Below are 23729 nucleotides of genomic sequence, written 5' to 3' on the forward strand. Positions count from 1 at the left end.
CGCTCATGATCCGCGGCCCGTTCGGTGAACTCGTGACGGGGGACGAAAACCCAATAGAAGGCCAAGAACGAAGGCATCCAGCGATTGATCCTACGCTTGAAATCCGCCGCATTATTTCTGCCCGTAACCAAGACCCGACGCACGTTTTCGGCACAAAAGCACTGGCTTTGACGTCTTGCCGCAAGAGCAAACGCTATGATTTTGGCACTTTGCAATCCAACCGCGTTCGTCTCATGGCATGATACAACAGCTTCACTTTCTTGTTGATCCGGCACACCTACTATGAGCCGTTTCATGATTGCGTTACGGCTTTCCGAGTAACCCGTCGACATGCGTGGACTCCTCATCCTTCTCACGGCTTTCGTGATCATGTTGGCGGCCCGCGGCCAGCACCAAAGTGCTTTCATGCCGCACCCGACCACGCCCATGCCCCCCGTCAACGTACCCTAACGTCTGTCGGTAAGAAAAAGCCTCCTGATCCTCCTCAGAATGACTGTGCCCATCTTTACCGCTGCCTTTGGGGCTGCGAGAGCACTTATCGCTGGCATTTCGTCGGTATCGAGATCGAGCTTTCGACTTATAACGCTCGTAAGCGACTGGAAGGACAACAGCTGGCGCGCTACTACATGGTGCAAAGCCTACGGCTAGCCATCCAGCACCGAAACAAGCTCAAGATCCAAAGACGAAAGGTTGCGCGCTAAAGCTCGTTTTCCATCTTGCCGCTGACGTGAGCAGCGGTTGCTTGCGAGCGAACGCAGGCAGATCAGGAGCGGCAACAAGGGACTGCTAGGCTGACTTCGGCGCATTCTTCAGATAGACGATAGCTCGACGTCCCGCAGACGTCAGCTCTCCCAGAGTGGTCTTTCCTGCCCGCACCGCTTGGATCAGATGCTCGGCGACGTACCGACGGCTTTCGTGATCGCCGCCATTTGGCAGCTCCACACACACCTGGTCCAAGACCAGGCCCATATTCGCTTGAACTTCTCGCGTAAATTCGCCCACGCTCCAGCTCTCCTTTCGAGAATGCGACAAGGCTAGTGCCGCTTTTGCAGTCGGTACAGCGCAGATTTGTCGAGCGGTTAAAGCCTCTTCGCGTGCAGAAGTAAATTCATGGTTTGACGCGGCTCGGTATCTCCGCAATTGACGCGCGAGGCGCTTGGGTTCGAATCGCTGTTGGGAGAAGACGGAATCGTCGCGCACGGCTCGAATTTTCCACGCTCTCGGCAGCCGCATGCCCGACGGCCGGCCGAGCCTCACCTGTTGTGGCGGGCACAATGGTCCTCAGATGGGCGGCCACGGTCCTCTGGCTCGCCGCGTCAAGAGGCGGAAAGCTTTCGCGCGGGTCCGGAGAGAAGGCGATCGGCGGGAGCCGTAGGAGCCCACTTCGTAGGCCGCTCAGTATGTCGCCGGAATTTAGCTAGCCTGAAGCGCTCGATAACGGGCTACGCTTGAAAGCGTAGCCGCGGTCTCGACCGCTGAACTGGAGCGGTGTTACGCGAGCCGCGCGCCAAGTTCTCCAGTAACGCTATGCGACCAAACCGCTCAATCACTGCATCAGCCAGTGGATGCACCCAGCCACCTTATTCACGACGGGTGCCCTTGCATGTCGAAGAATGCCGCCGAACGCGAGCTGCGGGATCTCCCCCGAGTAAGAAGGAATTTGGACCTTCGCCAGCTCCGATGCGGGCGGCCGGCGTGCGGCTGCGATCTCTTCCCAGCAAGGTCGACGACATTGATCCCGCAACTTGCCTTGCCGACGTTCTGCCTCACCTGCCGGGTCAACCTGCCAATTGCATTCACGAAGCGGTCTTTGAATTGGCAGCCTCAGAGCGCCGCTCGCGCCGCTTAAGCTCGATCAGTCTTCCGCCAACTCCCCCAGGTGAACGCGAGCGGGCATTTCGCCCAAACGAGGCGAAAGGGCCGGCTCGGCGGAGCACAACCAGGACCCACAAAGCGAGGACAACCAGAGGTGATACCGCGGGCAGCGTGCCGAATATCGCGATCCGCTGGCGAAGGGCGACGTTCGCGCAATCTTGGAAACAACCACAAGAGTAAGGTAACGCCCCTGAACTTACCCAGAGAACTGGTCTCCACAACGTTGTTGTCCTAAGCGGATCTGCACGATCTCGATACTGTTGAACGTGGCTCGAGACTAGTCTGGAATCTGCACCGGCAGCGCGGAATAACCGTGGACAAAATTGGATTGAACTCGCTCCGGTTCGCCGACCACCTTTACCTCCATTGATCGATTCAGCATCTCCTCCCAAAGGATTTTCAGCTGCAGCTCCGCAAGATGCCTTCCCACGCAACGATGAATCCCAAACCCAAAAGAGAGATGTTTCCGTACATTTCCACGATCAATGATGAAGCTGTTGGGGCTCGAAATGACCTCGTCGTCTCGGTTGCCAGAGATGTACCACATCACAACTTTATCGCCTCGCCTGATTTCCTTGTGGCCTATCGTGAAATCGTCGACAGCGGTCCGCCGCATGTGCGCAATAGGCGTTTGGTATCGTATGATCTCGGATACCGCTCCCGGCACGAGCGAAACATCATCGCGGAGTTTTCGCATTTCGGACGGATTTTGGCTCATGAACAAGACGCCACCGGTAATCGCGTTGCGCGTAGTATCGTTACCTCCAACAATCAGCAGAATGAGGTTGCCCAGGAACTCACGCGGCGCCATGTTTCGGGTCGCCGGTGAATGCGCCATCATCGAGATTAGGTCAGCGCGCGGCTCCGAATTCACCCGTTCGCTCCAAAGCCGTGTGAAATAGTCCAGGCACTCCGACAGCACCACGTTTCGCTTTTCCCAGCTGTCGATCTGGTCGTCCATTCGTGGGGTCAAGGCAGCTACGTCCGACCAGTAGGTCAGCAGCCGTCGATCCTGAAATGGAAAATCGAACAGCGTGGCCAGCATTTGGGTCGTCAACTCGATCGAGACCCTGTCGACCCAGTTGAAGGTATCATTGCGTGGCAAACCTTCCAAGATCTTCTGGACCCGCGAGCGGATCAAGCCTTCAAGCTTCGCCAGGTTCTCCGATGCCGCTATCGGACTGATAGTCTTACGCTGCTGAGCATGGAGAGGAGGACTCATTTTTATGAAACTCGGAGTCCAATACTTCTCCGGCGGGTCGACGATTGTGACGCTTCGCTCTGATGAGAATATTTTATGATTAGAGTCCACGGCTATGATGTCGCGGTATTTTGTTATCGACCAATATGGTCCGTATGGGCTCTCTTCGCAATAATGGACGGGATCTTCCCTTCGCAGCCGCTCGAAACAGGGCCAAATGGTATCATCCTCAAAGCGCTTGGGCTCGCTTACATCAAGGCTGCTCAGCGGAATATCAGCCCTCTCGCAAGCGTTCTCGGCCGATAAGGCTGTCATGGTTGTCTCGTGGACATTGGCATGCAATTTTGCTTCCTCAGCTGAGTGCGCTGTTTAGACTTCGCTTGGAAGCTCGGGCGAAACACAACGAGCTTGGGCGGTGCACTGACTTGTGTGACGCATGTCCATGGCTCGGGTTACCGAGGGCTCCGAAATCTGACATCATCTTACCGGCGGAAGGTTAGGCGGGCATTTGGTTCGGCCCTGGCGAAGAATAATGGAAAGGCGGGCGAAGCTCCCCTATCAGGATTGGGAGGCGCGAGAACGCGACTATATGCGGTACTCAACATCAGGACGCAAGCACTCGCAGCTACGGCACCTAGCCGCCTATCCTCAGTATCCCGGGCAGGCGCGCCCCTTTGCCACTCGGCTACTTACATCGCGCGAGCAGATGGACCCCCTAACACGATAGAGACTAAGAAGAGTCGCGGGCCGCCAAGCCCTCGCTTTTTCCTCCGCCGGCGATGCCGCGCTTTCCGAGAACGAGTGAGCAAGCAAGGAGGAGCAACACCAACACCAGAGCAAACCGGTTGTGGTGCCCGAGCACGACGAGGACTAGACTAACCTGACGTCGCAACTGGCAATATAAAGTATGTTCCATGCGCTGGAATAGAAGAGAATTGGCAGAGCTGAAAAAGCTCTGGGCCGAGGGACAAAGTGCCGCGCAGATCGCGCGTCATCTTGAGTGCAGTCGCAACGCAGTTTGCGGCACGCTAACTCGGTTGCGCCTCACTCGAGGTCACAAGCCACCAACAGCAAAACCCAAGATTAGAGCCGCTCCCAAGCGAGGGCTGACGTCGACGGCGGCCGGTCGCGATGGCGGCGGAAAGAAGCTGTCGCAAAAGACGCTAGAAAACCGGCCTCTCGAAATGAGCAAGCGACAGCTTTACGCGATGCTAGCTGAGGCGGTCAGGAATACCGCATAGAGCTATCAGGCGCCGCGATCTCCCGCCAACAGCCGTGGTAGCGCCCGACGATCGACAATACGCTGTGAGAGATCTCCGCCGAGCAATGGACCCACGCATGAGCGGATTTCTCGCCCCGCGGGACTCACGAACGAGGCCCTCCGGCCATCCCGGGATTGGCGGCGTCCGACTACGTACCGGGACGCACCCCAAAGGCGGCACAAGATTCCTGGAACGATCGGGAATACGCCACCCAAATGTCAACTACCAACCTTGTCAGTTGATTGAGATTACAGGGTACGTAACAATCTTAGTCAATGAACCTCGCACGAGTCAGGTCGTGAAGCAGTTCGAGGTCTAGCAGCATCAACGGCCCTGGTGGATATCTCGTTGGCAACCACTACAGATTACCGAAGCGGAGTTGAATCTGGGGTTCCGTCGCGGCGAGTATCGCGCCTGCAGCAATTGTACTCTCCGTTCGAGAGGAACGGCTCGCGAACCGACAGCGTGTTTCGCCGGCAGATTGGCCCTTGCGCAAACTCGCCTAGCGGCAATCCGGATTGGTATCGGCAAGCGAGGCAATGTAAACGGATCTTGCAACCACAAACTTCGTAAACACGGGATAGAACGGTTGCAGACCTCAATGCTAGAAAAGTATTGCGATGCTCGCCTTCCTTGGTACACCATCTATCCAACCGTAGCCCAATTCTCCACAGCGGTCGGCGCCGAAGCCTCTGAGAACTGGCTGCAGCGCCTGCCGGTCAATGATTCGGTGTCGCTCTATTTCCACATTCCGTTCTGTCGATCGATTTGTTGGTATTGCGGCTTCGCTCGAAGCATCACTCGCCGGGATTCACCCATCCTCGAATTTTTGGCGGTTCTTCGTAAGGAGATCGATTTGGTCGCGGCGCACGTGCCGCAACTTCTCCCCGTGAGCGACGTGCACTTCGGCGGTGGAACGCCGACCCTCATCGAGCCGGCGGAGTTTCGGCGATTGATGGAACTTCTGCGCCATCGGTTTGCGGTTTCGAAAACGGCCGCCATCGCTGTTGAGATCGACCCGCGCACGTTCACGCGCGCCACATCCGAAGGGTTAGCGGCTGCCGGCGTGAACCGCGCAAGCCTCGGCGTCCAGAGCTTCGATCCAATCGTTCAAAAGGCCATCAACCGGGTCCAGAGTGAGGCACAAACGGCGCGCGCTGTCGAAACGCTGCGGCAGCATGGAATATTCCGCATCAACTTTGATCTCATCTACGGTCTGCCAAATCAGACGGTGCAGTCCTGCGTTCAGACCGCGACTACGGCGGTGGCGATGCGACCAGACCGGCTTGCGGTATTCGGCTATGCGCACGTTCCTTCCTTCAAGAAGAATCAGCGCCTGATCGACGAGGCAGCGCTGCCAAACAGCGCTGCCCGTGCAGAACAAGCCGCGGCGATGGCCAATACACTGATTGCAGCGGGCTACCGCCAAATCGGGCTCGATCATTTCGCTTTGCCGGGCGATGAGCTCGTGCTGGCGCAGAAAGCCCGTCGCCTGCGGCGAAACTCACTCGGTTACTCGGCCGACACCTGCAATAAAGTGATCGGCTTCGGACCGTCGGCGATCGGCCGGCTTGGCGAGGGTTACGTCCAGAACGAAGTTACGGCGGGTTCCTACAGCAGCCAAATCAAGGCCGGCCGTCTGGCGACGTCGAAGGGCTACTGTCTCAGTCTTGAAGACCGCGTCCGGGCCGCGATCATTGAGCGGCTAATGTGCGATTTCGAGGTCGACGTGCCGGCAATTTGCGTCGCTCATGGATTTGACCCGGTCGCTTTCCTCGGCTCAGGCGAACGCTTGGCGATGCTCGCTGAGGATGGAATCGTGCAAATGGAAAAGGGATGTATCCGCGTGAGGCCGCAGCATCGTTTTCTAACTCGCGCTGTGGCAGCCGCATTCGATGCTTATCTTGGCACACCGCTCTGTTGACGCCAGCCAAGGGGCGATGACTGAAAAAAATGCATTACGTTCCGTTGTACGCCCACAAAGCCTGACGAACGCGTTTCGCTCAGCTGATACACTCCCAAACAGCTCCAAATGGGTAAGACGCGCCGTGTGCGGCGAGAGCCGCCCTGGACCGAGCCGCGAAGACAAGCTGGACGTATTGCTGCCGGAAATTGGACGCCCCACAGCAACGCTCTTCGCTCAAGCAGCATGACCACACACCCCGGCAAGGTTCATCACATCACCGCCATGATCCTTGTAGTGGCGGCCCCCGACGGGACGACGACTGGCTGCAGGAGGTCCCAACGAAATGGAATCGAGGAGGGATCGTCAGGGGCCCAGGGCGTCGGAGAAGGTGGCATCTCGCCGGTCAGCGACTTCGGCATCGAAAACCTGATCGAACTCGTGCGGATGTACAAAGAGATCTGACCTGGCGCAAGCGCTGGCAGCCGAAATGTTGCAATCAAGCCGCGGTCTACGCCGATGCGTGCTCACACCAATACGCAGCGATTCGTCGTGGTGACGCGACGGCTCAGTTGATGTGCACGGTCGCCGCTCGACCGGATCGACAGCGGCGGCGGCGTGCAATCCAGAGCAGCACCTGAGACCCTCGCGCGACTTGGATCGAAGCGACGACTTCCCGAATTGTACCGTCACCGCTGCCATACCGGTCGTCCGTGAACGCCGAAGCCGTCTCGCGCCGAGCGACACAATTGGTGCGCTTCGCGCACCGACAGCCGACCTCCCCCCGTCAACTACCAAACCTAGCGATTGATCGAGACGACGGACACATGCCAGTCAGTACCGGTGAAACTTGCTCGGACCACATCAGGAAGAATTCGCATGCAATATAAATCTCGTAGATCCGATGGAGCTGATGGATGTTCAGTCTCGTCGTCCGCAGGTATCAGAACGCCTGCAATCGCGCTCTCAGTCTGCCGATGAGGGCCAATCAAGTCCTGGTTGCGAGCAAGCTGACGGACCTCAAAAATGGAGGTCCCTTCTGCGTGTCAGAGCTTCATCCGAAACCGATGTGCGAGCGGCGTTTCTTGGATCCGGCGTTTTGTTCTGCGAGCCCGCCATTGGCGCTGCTCTCTGTTCAAGTCCATTGCTTTCCTTTTGGCAGCGGATTTGTCGCAAGGTCGCTGGGCTGCGTGCATTGGCCGCCAATCTCTTGCTAGGGAACGCTCACACCAAGCAGGCCACTCTCCATGTCGACGCCGTGCCGCAGATGCCTGCATTCGATTAGCGATCGAGCGGCTGGGTCGTTTCGCGCTGAATACCCGCCTGGTTGGCCAAGCTGCGCCGGCAGTGGTGACAGCGCGGAAGGCTGAGCGGGTCTTGTTCTCATAAAGACGCCGCCTGGTGTCAAGCGCCACCCAGACCGCCTTGGAGAGCAAGGATTCGGAGCCGCTCTAGGCGCTGAGGTGGAAGTACCACTTTATTCGAATCAATCAGCGCGGAACCACCATGCATTGTTGCGTTATAACTCCTGTATCTATTCGGGCATACCCGGCTGGCGTAGTTGCTCTCATCTCACGAGCACCTGCGAAGCCACGAGGGCGTTTTGTCCTTTCCGTGATAGCTAGTCTCGCCGGCAGTTCGGCGGCGGAAACTGCCGAGATCTCTGGGCCAAGAAGCCACAGCCCCGATGAGCTCGTTGAGGCAAAAAGCCGACCAATTTCGGATCGGGCCGTGACATTCCGAAGCGGCCGCCCCAGGGGAGCAGGACGCCTTTCTCGGAGCTTCCTGTCAAAAACAGCTACGTCCACCACAAAGCGCGACAGTGCCCTCGACACTGCCAAGAGCAGAATTCAAAAGCAGACCGATCCATTCGCGAAATTCGATAACCTCCGTGAAAAAGGTGGCGCGTTCACTGCTCCCGGTGCTGCGGACACGATAGATCAGGACGCAGCTTCTGTCAGATCCGAGCTTTCGGATCTCGGTATTGGATTTTCTGGCTGGACCCTAAACACGTTTGTCAACAATGAACTCGGCAATGCCGCCAGAAGCACAATCGCCAGTCAGCAGTACGTCGGCCAGAATCCGACATTTAGTACGGTCAACTCGATGATCGTAACCTATGACCTCGCTCGGTTCGGCATTCCCGATGGTCAGATCGTGCTCGGAGCTGAGCATCAATACTGGACATGGAAGAGCGCCGGGCCAGACCGACTGGGACTCAATGCAGTTTCTTACTATCAAACCTTCTTCGACAGGAAGATCGAGCTCAAAGTGGGTTATCTCAGGAACCAACATGAGTTTGCGGGCGCCGGCGACAAGGTGTTTGGACCCTCGTCGAAAATGCTCTTCCAAGCAGGCATGAGCAACAATTGGGCGCCAACGCCCGCTCTTAATCTGAAGTACAATTTTGATCATCGCTTATATAACAAGTTCTCAATCCAGCGCTCGCTCAGTCCAGCCGGCCAATATGCGCATGTAAGCGAGAATCCCATTGGCCTGAACTGGAGCACGCGCGACGCAGGCATTCTTTTGCTTGATGAACTTTCGTATAGGAGCAAGCCTACTCCGGGTGTGCTGGAGACGTGGCTGCGCGCTGGCGCGGGCTTCAACAACAGCAGCTACACGGACCTAGAACACCCCACGCAAGCAACAGCCAAGGCGAACAGCGTCTACTATGTAGCTGCTGACAGGCAATTCTGGCAGTCTGCCGGCCACGGCTCGGCATCTCGCGGAATCTATGGCGGGTTCTCTGCGATGTACGCCCCGCCTGACCTGAATAGGGCCAGTCAGTACTACGAGCTTCGCCTGTATGCGAAAGGCCTGTTTGACAGCCGGCCCACTGATCAGATGAGTGTTGTTATCAACAACACCATCTGGAGCCACTTCGCAGTGGACGCTGCGCTGGCGAAAGAGCAGCTGGCGCACCGCGACAGCACGGCAATTTCCGGGCTGTATACGGCCCATCTGGCGCCCGGGATATATACGACAGTAGGACTGACGTACATCAATCACCCGACAAGCATTACCTACACGCCACAAACGGGACACGCCCTGAACATACTGGTATCTACGTCGGTGTTTTTTTAAGGCTTCAAGTCTGCGCATGAATTCACCAGCATCCGGTCGAGATCACAATGGGCCTTTTCAACGGCTCGGACCCACTTATCACGGCGATTTTGGTAACCGCGGTGCTCCTGACGCGAGGCGGGTACGATCGTATTGCGCAAGATCTATGTGCTCCGCCGCAGAATGATCCGGATGCTAATTTGTCCAATCAAGTGCTACCCTTGCGGCAGCGACATTGCTTTTCGATCCCTGCTCGCGCTCGTCGGACTCGCCTCCGAGCTCGTACTCCGCCATGACAGGCACAAATCGCGCTCGGAGCTTAGTTCCTTCGCGAAGAGGCGTGGCAAGCGAAACCGCGACACAGATGGCCAACGTACCCAACTAAGGCAAATCGCTCTACTTCTGTCCGACGGTCGTCGCGCCGGCCAAAGGGCGGCGCATCGGCGGAAACGCTCCCAGGCAAATCAACCGGACGCGGCCGGATGACTTAAGCCCAGTCGGTGGTGAGTCGTTTTCGCCCGGTCGAGATGAGCTTAGCATCTAGTTCAGCAAGGAGGTCGCCTGCCGAGCTCGCGGCGCGTTTGCCGTCCCAACCACTTCCGCGTGGAGTTGGCGTGAACTCCTCTTGGCGACATCTATTCGCGCGAACAAGTGAAAAAAGTAGTGAATCGCCGCTGAATTTGCCAAAACCTGCTAGGCTACCTTAGTGAACGGGTGCTTCGTCGTCTTGAGGCGCGTTACACTGCATCGACCGTCGACGCTGACGGGCGCGTCACCATCGATTGTGGCACGATGAACGACGCGATGCTGGTCATCGTAGTCGTTGACCGCATAATGCTGCGTTGCGCGGTTATCCCAAATCGCGACATCGCCTTCTTTCCAGCTCCACCGGACGGTATTTTCGGGCGCCGTGATATGGGACTGGAATAGATCAAACAACTTTTGGCCGTCGCGTTTTGGGAGATCGATAAACCTTTGCACCAGATCGCCCAGCACCAGCGCGCGCTCGCCGGTCTCAGGATGCACGCGGACTACCGGGTGCTCGGTCTCATAGATCGTGTTGGTAAAGACCTCATCAAAATGCTTCTGGTCGATTTCGCGAACACGGCAGGACCCGGCGTAGTCGAAGGCGTTGCTGTGAACGGTCCAGAGTTCATCGGCAAGCCGTTGGAGCGGCCGCGGCAGATCCAGGTAGGCGGCCACAGCGTTCGACCAAATCGTATCGCCACCGGACGATGGGATCACAACGGCTCGCAGCACCGCAAGTTTGGGATACGCCGCGAGAAAGGTTCCATCGGCGTGCCATACATCCGCCCTGCTACCCCCGCGCGCGGAATCAAGCTCGATGATCGAGGTCGTTCCATTGATCGTACCGAGTATCGGATGCGGCACCAGCTTTCCCAAACAGGCAGCAAACCGCTCCTGCTCCGCGTCATCAAGATGCCCCTGATCGCGGAAGAATATCACCTTGTGTTCGAGCAGCAAGCTGTTGATCGCAGCGACGGTTTTGCTCGGCAAATCACCCGAGAGTTTGATATTTCTGATTTCAGCACCGATGCGCGCCGCGCGCTTGACGACGTCGGTCGGTGGAATGACACTCTCGCTTGAAGCTATTTCATTCATTGCGAATTTTTCCAGGTTTTGCGGATTCTTTAAGCGGACGAGGGCGCGTGTCACTCGATTTCGAAGGCGAAGCTCGCGCTACCGGTGCTCTCGAGCAAGCACCATGCCAGACGGAAAACGGAGCTGTGAACGTCCGTCAGGTAGTGGATCGGATGATAATTCGAACAGTTTGCCAGGAACGCGATGCCGCCTCCCATCCTTTTCAACCCGACCCCGCCAAAAACCCGACATAACAATCTGAGACGAGCGCCTGGGCTGGCGGCGAAAGGCATAGCGCGCACAATCAACAGGAATTCTAACGCTCGGCACCCGAAGAGAAGGGCCATACCGTCCTCGTGCAAGGTCCGGCACGCGTGTCGTTCTCGTCCAGTATGCGCCTTTTGGCCAACTGTTTGCGGCAATCGGCCCAGTCTCGAGCCGCGTCTGCGAACGAGCTATCACCGGCTCTCAAGGTGTCCGGGACCTGCCCTGGCCGTGATCACTGCCGGAACATCATCCGCCGGAAATGGAAGAGGAATAGATGACTTTGGAAGAGCTCCAAACGATTGAATTACGGCTTCATCCAGGCGAAAGCCATTGATCCGCGGCACGGGGATCGCGATGTTCTCGATGCACCGACGTCCGAGCACGCTGAAGCAGATGCTCTGCACGGTCCCGCTGCCTTTGCTTAACAAGCCAAAGATATGTCCACTACCAGTCTTTATAGGTGTTTCAATGTTGTCAAAGTAATTACCCTCGACAAGTGCTTGCACAGATGATCCAGCATCCACTGCATGGAAAAATCCGCCGCTCTGTTGCGCATTCGTGTTGTGGAAGTAATTATTAACGAGATGAATAATGGCCTGCGCACCGTCAATGTGCGGCGCCCGGCCCGAGATCTCATGGAAATAGTTATTTGCGATGGTGATCGTCTGCGGGACACCAAGAAACAGGAGATTCCAATAGTGCTCTCCGTTACAATAGGAGGAATAGGTATCGCTGCCATCGAAGTCGTTCCAGGAAATCGTAATATTCGTCGTCGGGCCAAAGCCGCCGGCAATCATCTGCCGCCCGAGGTTATGAAACCGGTTGTGGTCGATCCAAACCAGGTCGGCTCGTGCAATTGCAATAGCATCGCCGGCAAATATCACGCCGCTGTTGATATCACTGATAGTCAGGTTGCGAATAATGACGTTGCTGACCCCATTCAGGCGCAGCCCCTTCCCTTTCATTGTAGCGTTCGGGCCAACACCGATTACTGTCTTGTTTGAGCCGACTTCGAGCGGACGCTTTCCAGCCCTATCGAAGCCGACCAACATCTTCTCCTTCCCATCGCAATGCGCGTCGTTGCCATCGATAAGAAGAAGGGATTCACGTTTGTAAGGTGCCGAACAAGCATGGCCATATTGGCAACCCTGCCCTTCGCCTCGCCCTTCCGTACCAGTAAAGTCTATAGTTCCTATTACCTGGATCTCACGCGGAGTATTGTCACTGCAGTACCCCAAGCTGTAGGAACGACACAGCTCATACGTCAGATCTTTGGTTGATCTGACCTGAACTATCTCGCCTCCAAGGCCGCCCGTAGCTCCGACGCCAAAGCCGTTGAGGGCTTGCAATCGCACATTGTTCGGTCCGAGCACGGACGAGACCCCGAGGACGACAGCAAGTCCGCCGAGCACGCGTAACGAACGCTTGATGTGCTTCATCGTGTCGTTCATAGGCACATGCTCTCTCTGTTACTCGGAAATCCGCGAGGACCGGGGCTCTCGATCTCAAATGCTGAACTGGAACAGGCCATCAGCATGCGGCGTTAACGCCATCAGATCGTCCTCAACAAGGCAGCATCGAATTATCGGAGCCATGCTACACGACAGCCGAAGTGTGCGGTCGCAGGCTTCCTACCAGCTGCGTGGATCTGGGTAGCCATTGGACAATTACAGCCGATGAAAGCAGCGGTCGATGCTTAGAGAGCCCCGTCAGAATCAAAGCAGGACTCCCACAGCTCACCGTAAGGCGCCGTCAGCATCGCAACAAGATGCGACCGCCGATCGAGCGTTGATACAGAGGATAAACGTCCACGCTTAGCGTCCCAGAGCTGTCTCAGATCGAGCACTGTCTGGTGCCGGCCAGACGCATTGTTTAGGCGCGTTCGGCAGCCATTCTGAAACGGTTTTTTCCCGCAGTTCAACACAGATCCCCCTGACACGAAGCTTTGAGATATCCTGGGCGAAAGAACGTGTGAGATGCCGAAAAGCTCTAACGTCCGTTTGGTCACATAAGATTGGCAACTCGAGAATACTGAAGGCGGCAACACGTTGGCCGGGGCGAATGGGCCGTCAGTGAAGTTTCGCTGAACCGGCGGGAGGCTCTCGGCACTTTCCACCAGCTCCAGAACGCGTTGGCATCTATAGGTTGGCGAGATCTGCCCCGGTGTATCCCACGCCCGTGCCGGACACACACGAGGAATGCCTCCTATGGATTTGATGACAGGCAATCATCACGAATAGGTACGATCTTCTTTGTTTTTTGATGTGTCCAGTCCGGGGGCGGATCTAGCACAGCCGCTCACAACGAACCTCCCAGTCGCGGTGCGGCGAGGTGATGCGGCACTGCTCAGCCGCAATTCTGGTCATCCACTCATAGCCTTCAGGTGAAGCTGCTCATGTACTACACTCATCGCTGCGAAAAGCCGAATTCGTCTGCAAGCGCCCGTGGAAAGCAACGGCCGAGCAGCTTGCAAAGCCGCTCTTCGATCTGCACCTCTGATCACCATAGGTTAGCGGTCCCTTAGGGGCAGGGGCCTCCGAGAAATGACACCACCCACCAAAACTGGCGGTTTATGTGATCCCGCATGAGGCGTACTCCAGTTTAAATCGTGTGTCGCCCGGCCTTCGGCCGGGCTGCCGGGGAGCCTCGCTAATGTACACGCCGCCCTCCTTCCAAGTTCTCGATATCGCCGACCTTCATCGGTCGATGCGTGAGGCCCGCTCGGCGACACTGATCACCGCCACTCAGGAAGGGATTGTTGGAACGATGCTGCCCGTAGTACTCGACGAGCGCGAAGGTTGCATGGGCACGATTTATGCGCACCTGGCGCGTGCGAATCCGCAGTGGAAGCTGGCACGGACTGGCGAAGCGATGGCTATTTTCACTGGGCCGCAAGCCTATATTAGCCCTTCCTGGTACGTGACGAAGCAGGAGAGAGGCGAGGCCGTACCGACCTGGAACTATGTTGCGGTGCATGCCTACGGGCCGGTCGACTTCTTCGATGATGCCGATCGACTGCTGGAGGTGGTCACGCGATTGACCGATGCGCATGAGGACTCGGCGGGCAAGGACCGCTGGACCGTCTCGGACGCCCCTGCCGATTTCATCAAAGCGGAGCTTAAGGGGATTGTTGGTGTACGATTGCAAATTACACGGCTCGACGGCACGCGGAAGATGAGCCAGAATCGCAACGCAGCGGATCGCGCCGGCGTGATTGACGGCTTGTCGAAGAGCGACCGTGACGAATCCCGCCGTATGGCTCACCTCATTCCGAAGGGATAACCAACCGCACGACGGATTGTAAACGACCTCGACTTAGACTTCCTCCATTTCCTCGATGACCATTGACGTCATTCTCGCGAACACTCCGTCTGCTGCTTTCGTCCGATTCCGCTTGACGGCCTGCAAGGCTCACGATGTCTGCAAAGAGCCCTCAAAGCTTGTTGAATCTGGCCACTGCGGTCACATTCAGACCACAATTCGCGACAATCCGCGGTCGCTCCAACACTCCCGAGGGGCAGCAAGAAACGCGAATGTTTCACATTACGAACGTCACGCGCCTGGCTTCTGTCACATTGGCTCCCGGAGCACCCCTGCTCGACATCGAAATCGAGCCTAAGGCGTTCAAGAGACCTGCTGCACCCCATTCACGCCCTCCGTCGCAACGGGCATGCTGAACTGAAAGACCGCCCCGCGAGGATCATTCGGGCCCGCCCACATCCGGCCCCCATGCGCCTCAATAATAGAATGGCAAATGGCCAGTCCCATGCCCATGCCTTCGGATTTGGTGGTGTAAAAAGCCTCGAAGACGCGGTCTGCGCTGTTTGGATCGAGCCCTGGGCCCGTATCGCGAAAACTGACCAATACGCTATTCGCGCCATCCATCCGGGCACTGATCAGCAATTCGCGGTCGCCTTCCTTGATTACGCTCATGGCCTCGATGGCGTTCGTGATCAGATTGAGGATCACCTGCCGCACCTGAACGCGATCCGCTCGAACCAGCGGCAAAGCCTCAGGCCGTTTGGTTTGCACCCACACATCATGTTTTGCAAGTTCCGCGCGGACTAGGGCCAGCACCTCTACGATCAATTCGTCAATTGCAAGAAGCTCCGTTTGCATAGGAGCTTTATTCATAAGAGCGCGGATTCGACGGATCACGCTTCCTGCGCGCATACTGTCACGGACAATCAAACCGAAGGTTTGTCGAACCTCTTCCAGATTTGGCGGTTGAGCACCGAGCCAATTTAGCCCCGCCCCCGCATTACTGCTGATCGCGGCAATCGGCTGGTTGACCTCATGGGCGATCGAGGCGGCCAGCTGTCCCATTGTCGTGATCCGATTGGCGTGTGCAAGGCCCATCAGAGTCTCGCGATACCGCCGTTCGCTTTCACGGGCCTCCGCTTCCGCTCTCTTTCGTTCAGTCAGGTCCAGGACGAAGCCAACACCTTGGTCCTCTCGCGCATCGAACACGGCCAGGCCAATTAGCACCGGCACCCGACTGCCATCCTTCCGAACATACTCTTTCTCGAACTGCTGAACAGTTCCGGTCCTTTTTGCTTCTGTGCTAGCATCCATTGTGCGCTCGTGCCATTCTGGAGGCGTCAGATCGAGACCGTTCACTCGGCCTGCCAGGAGATCTTCTTGGTCGTATCCAACCATCGTGAGGAAGGCTTGATTTGCTTCGATGATCTCGCCCCCTTCCTGAATGATAAAGATTCCGATGATGTTAGCGTCGAGCAAGCGCCGGATTTTCGCCTCTCGTTGCTGAACTTCGCTGTACAACCGGCTGTTTTCGAGCGCTGTTGCAGCTTGAGAGGCAAGCATTTTCTGCATTGACGTTCGGGCAGCCGAGAATATGCGCGGGGCGAGATTATTCTCCAGATAAAGTACGCCGATCAGCTTGCCCTGCGTGATCAGTGGCAGGCAAAGAATAGAACGCGCTTTGCGCTCGCGGATATACGGATCCTCGGCAAATGAAGGCTGGGCGACAGCATCTTCGAGAATGACGTTTTCGCGGACACGTAGCACGAAATGCAGCACGGATTCGGGAAGAGCCATCGGAGTTACGGGCTGTTCATCCACCTTTACATCGAGGGCATCTGCTACCGTTTTGCCTTCCGCTTCGATCCGTGGCTCGCCGCCATGCAGCAGAATCAACAAACCTCGTTCGGCGCCGGCCTGCTCAATGGTAGTCCGCATAAGCTTGTCAATTAGCTTCTGAAGCACAATCTCGCCGGAAATTGCCTGCGACACTTTGATCACCGTCGCCAGATCAAGATGCTCAACCGGAGCTCCGATCGTCATGCCATTCACGGCAAGAGGGGCCTCCTGATGCATGAGATGCGGATGCAGCTCCTCGAGTTGACGCACCTTACCATCCGCTCCCCAACGAAGGTAGCCGCGCCGCGCGTCCTGCAGGTAAACCCGGGAGATTCTGTCAAAACCGCGCGCAGCATAAAAGCGCGCTGCAAGTTCGCAGGCGATTGCCTCGTGGTGGACGAAGCCGTTACGTGCTGCGGTCTGGATTGAATGTTCGTACAGTCGCATTGCGTCTGTATCCCGGCATTCGCGCCTTGCAATTTCAGCGCCGACCAAGGCAGCTCGATTTTCAAAGTTTTCGGGGCAATTCGTCGCCAATATCTGCAGCTGTCTGTAATGGGCATCAATGATATCGCGATGTTGCTGCTGTTGGCTTTCGCCTAGCTTGTCGCAATAACATGAGTGAGACAGCGCACCATAGAAGTGAAACTCCGCGATCAAGGGCTCTGTCGGCATGGTCCATAATTGGGGCTCCGCCTTCGAGCGAGCACCAACAGCCGCAGCGTAATCGCCAGCTAGAAACCGCGCCTGAAGCTTGCGGATCCAGTAGACAGTTTGGCTAGGCGACCGCTCCGGACTTCCGGCCAACGATCGTTCAACGTCCAGCTCGTTAAATTGTTGGTCATCGAAGCATCCGAATGAGCGCGTGAGGCCGCGCATCGTTCTAATGATTGCGAGCTGAGCATCTATGGTATCAGCAGCGAACTGCACCTTTCTGTTCCGTGTCGTGGCAATGCTCTTCTCTATCTCATTCTGCACCTCTCTCAGAGGATCTCCGGCCATGATCATGTTTGACGTTAGATGAACCAAGCTGTACGCCTCATAGATGAGGTCGCCGCTAATGACCGCAGCTTCGTGCGCTCGCCGAATCAACACTCGGCCATCTCTTAAGGGCTTCGTCCACGGGATCACGTTGCATCCAACGGCCAAGTAGACCGGAGCCCGAAAACGAGAGAACTCGCTGCGATCAACCAGGTCGCAAGCAAGACGACCAAATTTATCAGCCGCTTGGTAGTCACCGAAGCGACCGGCCGAGATTCGGCCTAGCCATGCGTAATGGGTGCAAGAAGCATCAGTATTGCCGTATTCGAGGCTCATGGTCACGGCTCTGCAGATAACCAAAGCGGATAAATTGGCGTCCGTGAAACTCGCGGGCGGAAGAATCCGCGTCAAGACGGCAAGCGTGGCAAGCGTGGTCTGATCTGTCATTCCAGGCAAATCAGCAAGCTCCTCGATTGCGTCGGGCAGCTGTGACCACATCCGCTGATATTCGACTAAGGTTTCCTGGTCGGTCGGATGCTGCGACCACTCGATCCCCGCTTCGCGAAGATATTCGAGACCTATGAGTACCGCCCGCCCGTACTGGCCGAGCGTCAAGTAAAGATCGACCCGCAAACATGCGACCGTTGCTCGTTGGGGCGCGTTCAAGGCGCGTTTCGACAGTGCGGACAGGAGGCTCTCCGCAATATCCAGCCGGCCTACCAAGAATTCGCATTCGGCCCGGCTTGTCTCCAGTGCGAACGCGAGTTCATGGCGCGTTTGCCAAGAGTGCTCTGCGAACAGCGCAGCACCGACCGTGAAATATGTGAGTGCCGAAGCGTAGGCCGCTGCCCCCCTGGCACGCTGCCCTGCGGCCAAATTCAGCTGAGCAAGCTGCTCTCGCTCCTGATCGGAAACGATTAGTGCGACACCTCGATTGAGCTGACTGACAATATCGAAGATGGCCTCTTCACGCTTGTCCGCAGGAACATGTGCGGCAAGCATCCGACCGATGTTCAAATGGGCAGGAGCGCGCGAGGATTCCGGCATCAGCAAGTAGGCCGCCTCTTGAACGCGATCGTGGACGAAGCGGTAGGCTGTCCCATGCCGCACGATCAGTTCCTGCCGGATCGCCGGCCATAGCCTCGCATGCACCTGTTCCCGTGACGTTTCGAGCACGATCGCAAGCTCTGCCGTCTCGGCCATGTTGCCGAAACAGGCCAGCTGTTGCAGCGCGTCCTGGGTTTCCTCGGGCAGCCGGACGAGCTTGCCGAGCATCAGATCGACGACGTTCTCGGTGTACGCTTTTGCGTGAATCCGCTGCAGATCCCAACGCCAGCGCGCCGACTCGTGATCGAACGTCAACAGCTGCTCTCCGGCTAGTTCAGACAAGAATTGAACGGCGAAGAACGGATTGCCCATCGTCTTCTGATGCACCAAGTTCGCAAGCGGGGCAGCGCGTTTTGGCCCGCAGCGAAGGGTATCCGCGACCAACTGCGCGACGTCGTCTGCGCTGAGCGGCGATAGCGTGATCTCCTCGAGATTTACGCCGGCTCTCCCGATGGACTCGAGCTTGCGTTTGAGCGGATGATCAGCATCAACTTCGTTGCTGCGGTAAGCTCCAATAAGCAGCAGGTGCAGATCGGGCTGGGTTAGCAGATCCTCGATCAGGTCGAGTGTCGCGGCGTCATACCACTGCAAATCGTCGAGGAAGAGCACCAATGGATGGGTCCGCCGGGCGAACACGCCAATAAAGCGACGAAGCACGAGCTGGAAACGGATTTGCGCTTGACGGGCTGGAAGCTCAGCAACCGCGGGCTGCTCGCCGATAACCAGGCTCAGATCGGGGATCAATTCGACGATCAGCCGTCCATTCCCAGCGAGCGCCTCCCGGAACGCTTGCCGCCAGGTCGCGAGTTCGCCCTCACTTTTGCTGAGAAGAGGACGCACAAGGCTCTGAAAGGTCTGCACTAGTGTCGCACAGGGCACATCGCGCTTCACTTGGTCGAATTTGCCTGATGCTAACAGCCCGCGCGAGGGTACGAGTACTTTGTGTAGCTCCTGGACAAGCGAAGACTTACCGATGCCGGAATAACCGGCAACCAGCACCAACCTCGGCGCGCCGCTCTTCACCGCGCGATCGAACGAGCCGAGCAAGGTCTCGATCTCGCGGGCTCTGCCATAGAGCTTCTCGGGGATGATCAAGCGATCAGGTGTGTCGTCTGCGCCAAGGTCAAAAGGCTCGATGCGACCGTGGTTGGCCCATGCTGCCAGACAGTGTTGCAGATCGTGTTCAAGGCCAGCGGCAGTCTGGTAGCGTTCCTCGGCGGTTTTCGCGAGGAGTTTCATCACAATGTGAGAGATTGGCTCCGGGACATTTTGCGATTTCTCGAGGGGCGGTGTTGCTTTTCTTGCAATATGACAATGAATCCACTCCAACGGGTCTGAGCCCGTGAACGGCAGCGCCCCGGTCAGCATCTGGTAGAATATCACGCCAAGTGAATAGAGATCACTGCGAGAGTCGACTGAGCGGTTCATTCGTCCGGTCTGTTCGGGCGCCATGTAGGGCAGCGAGCCGGCGATGAACTCGGCAGGCTCAGGCAGCACCCGCTCGCGGGAAAGACGGGAAGCCAGACCAAACCCAGTGAGCCGCACCTGTTCGTCGGGGCAATTGACCAGAATGTGAGCGGGTTTCAGGTCCTTGTGGATCAAGCCGTGCCGGTGAAGCTTGCCCACGGCCGTCGTGATACCAACGGCCAGGCGCAGGAAGCGCTGGGGCTCCATGCGGGCTCCAGCTAAGTTTAGCAGCGGCTCGCCGCATGGATCCTCCAGGACCAGCATGGTACGACCAGATTCCCGGATCAGTTCCAAAGGCCGCACCGCCCATGCCTCGTCTAGCTCCTCCCTCAGCTCACACTCATGGACGAGGCGGTCGAGCGTCGCTGGGTCTTCCGTGATCGGCCGCACGACGAGCACGACAGTTCTGCTGCCATGGATTAGCTGTCGCCACGCACGGCAGAACGCGCGATCACCGTCCTCCCACAGGGGTTGGAAGTCGCTGTCGAGATTTGAGCCGAACAAAGTCCGGCTGAGAGGGTCTCGCGGCATTTTGCCCGCCCAGACTAGGAAGACGCGAGCCAACATCTGACACAGAAGGGACGCAATTGTGAAGAGACTTTACAAAAAACGCCACAGGTCCGGGGCCGCCAAAGAATAGGCCGCAGCAAGCAAAATAGAACGAACGCAGGCTGTATCATAGAGCCCGATCATGTCGATCGAGCGCAGGCTTGGGCCCGCGTGGGCGGCGGCTCCCGATTACGCAGCGTGTCGCGCGGGAGGATAGAGCGGCTCGTGGCAGTTACCTGCCACCAGCGCCCCGCTGCCCGACATGCAGCAGGGCTCCGGATAGCCGCTATCTCTCGATCAGGCCATGAGATATGAAAGCCGATCGGTTTGCCCATGATCGAGGCAACGCGTCCAGGCAAGAGAAATGCCGCCGACAGGCGCGGTGCAATTTGCGAGATCGACAATCATTCCAAGCCCATTTTGTCAGAGGCAATGCAGTCATCCACTCTGAACGGCAGCATCATGCGGCAGATCTGCGAGCCTGTTTGAGCCAAACCGTGCCCGATAGCTATTCTGAGGATTCCTGCTGCCATTTTTCGAAAAGCAACTGACCCGCGACAAGGCACTCCTTATGCTGATACAGGGCCCGTACAGGCCCTCACTCATCGGAATGCCGAGCGCCGCCGTTCGTAGGAGGGCGATTGCCGGCCATGCCGAACCCGATAGATCAGGGAGAGTTCCCATACTCAAACCGCGGTTCAAGCGCAGCGGAAGCTATCCCACAACCGGTGAAGCGAATTGCAACTAGTATCAAGAACAGCGGAACGCCTTCTCCCTCGCCACGCGCACCGTAACAACATTTGCCGCAATCCTTGCCAATTTCGCACTCCACCTTGTCGGACTTTGCCAACTTCGAGAGATCTAGACGACATCGCACAACGTGACGCTACGTACGATTCAAACTCGTCGTGCCGGCGTGGAGTAGCAGCCGCTGCCGCTATTGAGTTTGGCTGCGGAGCGAGCCTCAGTTTTGCCATGTGGATTGCTTCATTGGAGCAGCATCGCCACGGATGTACTGGCGATGTGGGGCGAACCCTGCGCACTTCTTCTCGAAGGAGTGCGCCGGGCCGCTTTGATGAGCTGCGTGGGAAGATCAATTAGCTAGTGGCAGGTTGGCGACTGCTTCAGGCTGACCGCTCGGCGCGTATTCCTATCTTGCGGGGTTGAGTACAAGCTTCGAACAGCCTGCTCGCCACAAACCTATGATGCCCGCCAAAACTGCTAGGAGAGCGATACCTTTCCAGGATCAGTCTTTGTTGAGCTGAGGCCGGAGGCCAATTGCAACTGGCTTTGCCGAAGCGATCGACAGCCAGGCAGCCAATGGGCCTCTCCACGTAGATTCACCACCTCATCTTGGGATAGGCGCTTAGAAGGAAACAGGGGGGACAAAGGAACATAGGCACCTCAGCAGATCGAGATGACTATATTTCCTATGAGCACGACCAAAAGGACTTGAATCGCACCTTGCGTGAGGTTGTACGAAGCCGATGCAAGATGCCTTCCCAAGCTCGCTAAAGACGCAACTCACAGGCGCTCTGACGAAGCAAAAAGAGTTCATGTGCTGATGCCGCTGCTGCTCGTTCTAATTTCCATTTTCCTTAGTACAAGCGCGGTAGTCTACGCCGCGTGCCGACAATGCCGGCGAGCTCGGCGCATGCCTAGGCACCATCGCGCCGATTCGCTCAGCTCGCAGCCCCGCATCCAACTACCAAGACGGCGGGCATTCTAATCCAGCCGCATAGTGAGGGTCCGCCGACGCCTCCTGCAGCCGCCACTCGCGAAGGGCCAGCGGGGACGCCCCGTGCAAGAGCGAACGCCTCAACCTCTGGATTCGGTGTTTGTCAAACGGCTGCTGATTGATTTGATCGATGCCGCGGGCCTGTTCCCACGGAACAGCGGACAGACGCGAAAGCCAGTTCTCGACCACTCGGGCGCTTTTTGCTAGACTTTCCTGGTAATGCATTACGCGGCTGCAAACGGCTGACCCGGTCACATCCCTGGAAAGTCTCATAGATTTGCAATGCCCGAAAGCTCCTAGGAAGACCACGACGGACAACCATTGAGCGTGGTAACACATCTTTTCTACTATAATTGCAAAAGTGAGGCTCTTCGTGACCAAGCGCTCTGAACCGCGGACGCAAGCCGCAACTGTCGAAGGGCCGGAGGTGAGACCGAGAGTGTTCGTCGTCGACGACGACCTCTCAATGCGCGAATCGCTGGTCAACCTATTTCGATCCATCGGTCTAGATGTCGTTGCTTACGGATCCGCCCAGGAACTGCTCCACAGCGAGCTTCCTGATGTTCCGGGCTGCCTTGTGCTTGACATCAGACTGCCGGGATTGAGCGGACTTGAGCTCCAGAATGAGTTAGCCAAATTGAAGGTTCATATTCCCATCATTTTCATCACCGCTCATGGCGATATTCCGATGACCGTCAAAGCGATGAAGAGTGGAGCAATCGATTTTCTCAGCAAACCATTTCGCGATCAGGAACTGCTCGATGGCGTCATTGCTGCTATCGAACGGGATCGCAAAAGACGAGGTGTAGACAAGGTCATCAAGAGGCTGCAGTCCTTGTTTGAGGCCCTAAGTCCACGGGAGCAGGATGTCTTGAGACTTGTCGCCACCGGCCTATTGAACAAACAGGTAGCCGCGGAACTCGGGCTCGCCGAGATTACGGTCAAAATCTACCGCGGGCACGTGATGAGGAAAATGGGCGCTCGATCGCTAGCCGATTTGATTAGGATGGCTGAGAGGCTGGGAATTGGGACCGACCGTCTCAAGGTACAAACCTAAGTATGATTTTACAATTTCCTCGTACTCGCGCACCCTTCAGCTGGCCGCTATGCTTCGGCCAGTGCCTTCGCCCAACGAGGACGGGTGGTCTTGTCTAAGTGTTCAACTATCTGCGTTGTCGACGACGATCCTTCAATTCGTGCCGCACTGAACAATCTTTTGAAATCGCACGGCCACATCGTTCATACGTTTGCATCGGCTGAGGAATTCTTGCGGTCGTCTCAATTGAACGATACATCCTGTGTCATTGCAGACGTGCAGATGCCCATGATGAGCGGCTTTGAACTTTTGGAACAGATGCGGGCCCAGGGCCACGCTGCGCCATTCATCTTGATTACTGCCTTCGCGGATGATCGCACGCGAGCCCGCGCGTTGAAAACCGGCGTGACCGGCTTTTTTCCCAAACCCTTTGCCGGTCTGGAGTTGATAGCTTGCCTCGATAACGCGCTGCACGAGAATCGTGACGGAACGGACTCCTGAAAGATGGGGAAGCAGTCCGGGCCAGGCCGCAACCCGCACGGCGCTTGCGATGTCGATCAATGCGCGATTACCCG

At 57.0% G+C, this 23729-nt stretch carries 13 protein-coding genes; 8 read left to right on the forward strand and 5 right to left on the reverse strand.

Annotated features, from left to right (window positions below):
• Window positions 1–5: 5 nt before the first annotated feature.
• On the forward strand, window positions 6–242 hold the full coding sequence (locus AC0L2O_RS30655) for a hypothetical protein (protein WP_473372372.1): 237 nt from the start codon (window positions 6–8) through the stop codon (window positions 240–242).
• Between the two features lie 544 nt (window positions 243–786).
• On the opposite strand, the gene AC0L2O_RS30660 is transcribed toward AC0L2O_RS30655, so the two are convergent.
• Together AC0L2O_RS30660 and AC0L2O_RS30665 are read right to left on the reverse strand one after the other, a co-directional pair.
• Window positions 787–1002 carry a hypothetical protein gene (locus AC0L2O_RS30660; protein WP_473372373.1) on the reverse strand — a complete coding sequence of 72 codons (216 nt, stop codon included), beginning with the start codon at window positions 1000–1002 and terminating at the stop codon, window positions 787–789.
• Window positions 1003–2152: 1150 nt separating this feature from the next.
• Window positions 2153–3391: a cytochrome P450 gene (locus tag AC0L2O_RS30665; protein ID WP_473372374.1), complete on the reverse strand. Its 1239-nt coding sequence runs from the start codon at window positions 3389–3391 to the stop codon at window positions 2153–2155.
• Window positions 3392–3990: 599 nt separating this feature from the next.
• On the opposite strand from AC0L2O_RS30665, the gene AC0L2O_RS30670 reads away from it, so the two are divergent.
• From AC0L2O_RS30670 to AC0L2O_RS30685, 4 genes are all read left to right on the forward strand, one after another.
• Complete coding sequence (locus tag AC0L2O_RS30670; protein WP_473372375.1) at window positions 3991–4317, forward strand: GcrA family cell cycle regulator; 327 nt, start codon at window positions 3991–3993, stop codon at window positions 4315–4317.
• 610 nt (window positions 4318–4927) lie between these two features.
• Entirely contained in the window at window positions 4928–6262 is a 1335-nt protein-coding gene (hemN, locus tag AC0L2O_RS30675) for an oxygen-independent coproporphyrinogen III oxidase (RefSeq protein WP_473372376.1), read from the forward strand.
• A 225-nt stretch (window positions 6263–6487) separates the two neighbouring features.
• The gene (locus tag AC0L2O_RS30680) at window positions 6488–6706 is read left to right on the forward strand and encodes a hypothetical protein (RefSeq protein WP_473372377.1); all 219 of its coding nucleotides are present in this window, start codon (window positions 6488–6490) and stop codon (window positions 6704–6706) included.
• 1266 nt (window positions 6707–7972) lie between these two features.
• Window positions 7973–9328 carry a carbohydrate porin gene (locus tag AC0L2O_RS30685; protein WP_473372378.1) on the forward strand — a complete coding sequence of 452 codons (1356 nt, stop codon included), beginning with the start codon at window positions 7973–7975 and terminating at the stop codon, window positions 9326–9328.
• A gap of 672 nt (window positions 9329–10000) precedes the next feature.
• On the opposite strand, the gene AC0L2O_RS30690 is transcribed toward AC0L2O_RS30685, so the two are convergent.
• Both AC0L2O_RS30690 and AC0L2O_RS30695 read right to left on the reverse strand, forming a co-directional pair.
• Window positions 10001–10930 (reverse strand): TauD/TfdA dioxygenase family protein, encoded by a 930-nt coding sequence (locus AC0L2O_RS30690; protein WP_473372395.1) that lies wholly within the window; start codon window positions 10928–10930, stop codon window positions 10001–10003.
• A 437-nt stretch (window positions 10931–11367) separates the two neighbouring features.
• Window positions 11368–12627, reverse strand: a complete 1260-nt coding sequence (locus AC0L2O_RS30695; RefSeq protein ID WP_473372379.1) for a pectate lyase family protein — start codon at window positions 12625–12627, stop codon at window positions 11368–11370.
• A gap of 1201 nt (window positions 12628–13828) precedes the next feature.
• Between AC0L2O_RS30695 and AC0L2O_RS30700 the strand changes: the two genes are divergently transcribed.
• A complete protein-coding gene (locus tag AC0L2O_RS30700) occupies window positions 13829–14458 on the forward strand; it encodes an FMN-binding negative transcriptional regulator (RefSeq protein ID WP_473372380.1) in 630 nt (209 codons plus the stop codon).
• 342 nt (window positions 14459–14800) lie between these two features.
• On the opposite strand, the gene AC0L2O_RS30705 is transcribed toward AC0L2O_RS30700, so the two are convergent.
• On the reverse strand, window positions 14801–20362 hold the full coding sequence (locus tag AC0L2O_RS30705) for a trifunctional serine/threonine-protein kinase/ATP-binding protein/sensor histidine kinase (protein ID WP_473372381.1): 5562 nt from the start codon (window positions 20360–20362) through the stop codon (window positions 14801–14803).
• A gap of 2183 nt (window positions 20363–22545) precedes the next feature.
• Here AC0L2O_RS30705 and AC0L2O_RS30710 point away from each other — a divergent pair.
• Entirely contained in the window at window positions 22546–23175 is a 630-nt protein-coding gene (locus tag AC0L2O_RS30710; RefSeq protein ID WP_473372396.1) for a response regulator transcription factor, read from the forward strand.
• 84 nt (window positions 23176–23259) lie between these two features.
• Window positions 23260–23655 (forward strand): response regulator transcription factor, encoded by a 396-nt coding sequence (locus AC0L2O_RS30715; RefSeq protein WP_473372382.1) that lies wholly within the window; start codon window positions 23260–23262, stop codon window positions 23653–23655.
• Window positions 23656–23729 lie beyond the last annotated feature (74 nt).

Source organism: Bradyrhizobium sp. Kon10 (genome assembly GCF_055807395.1).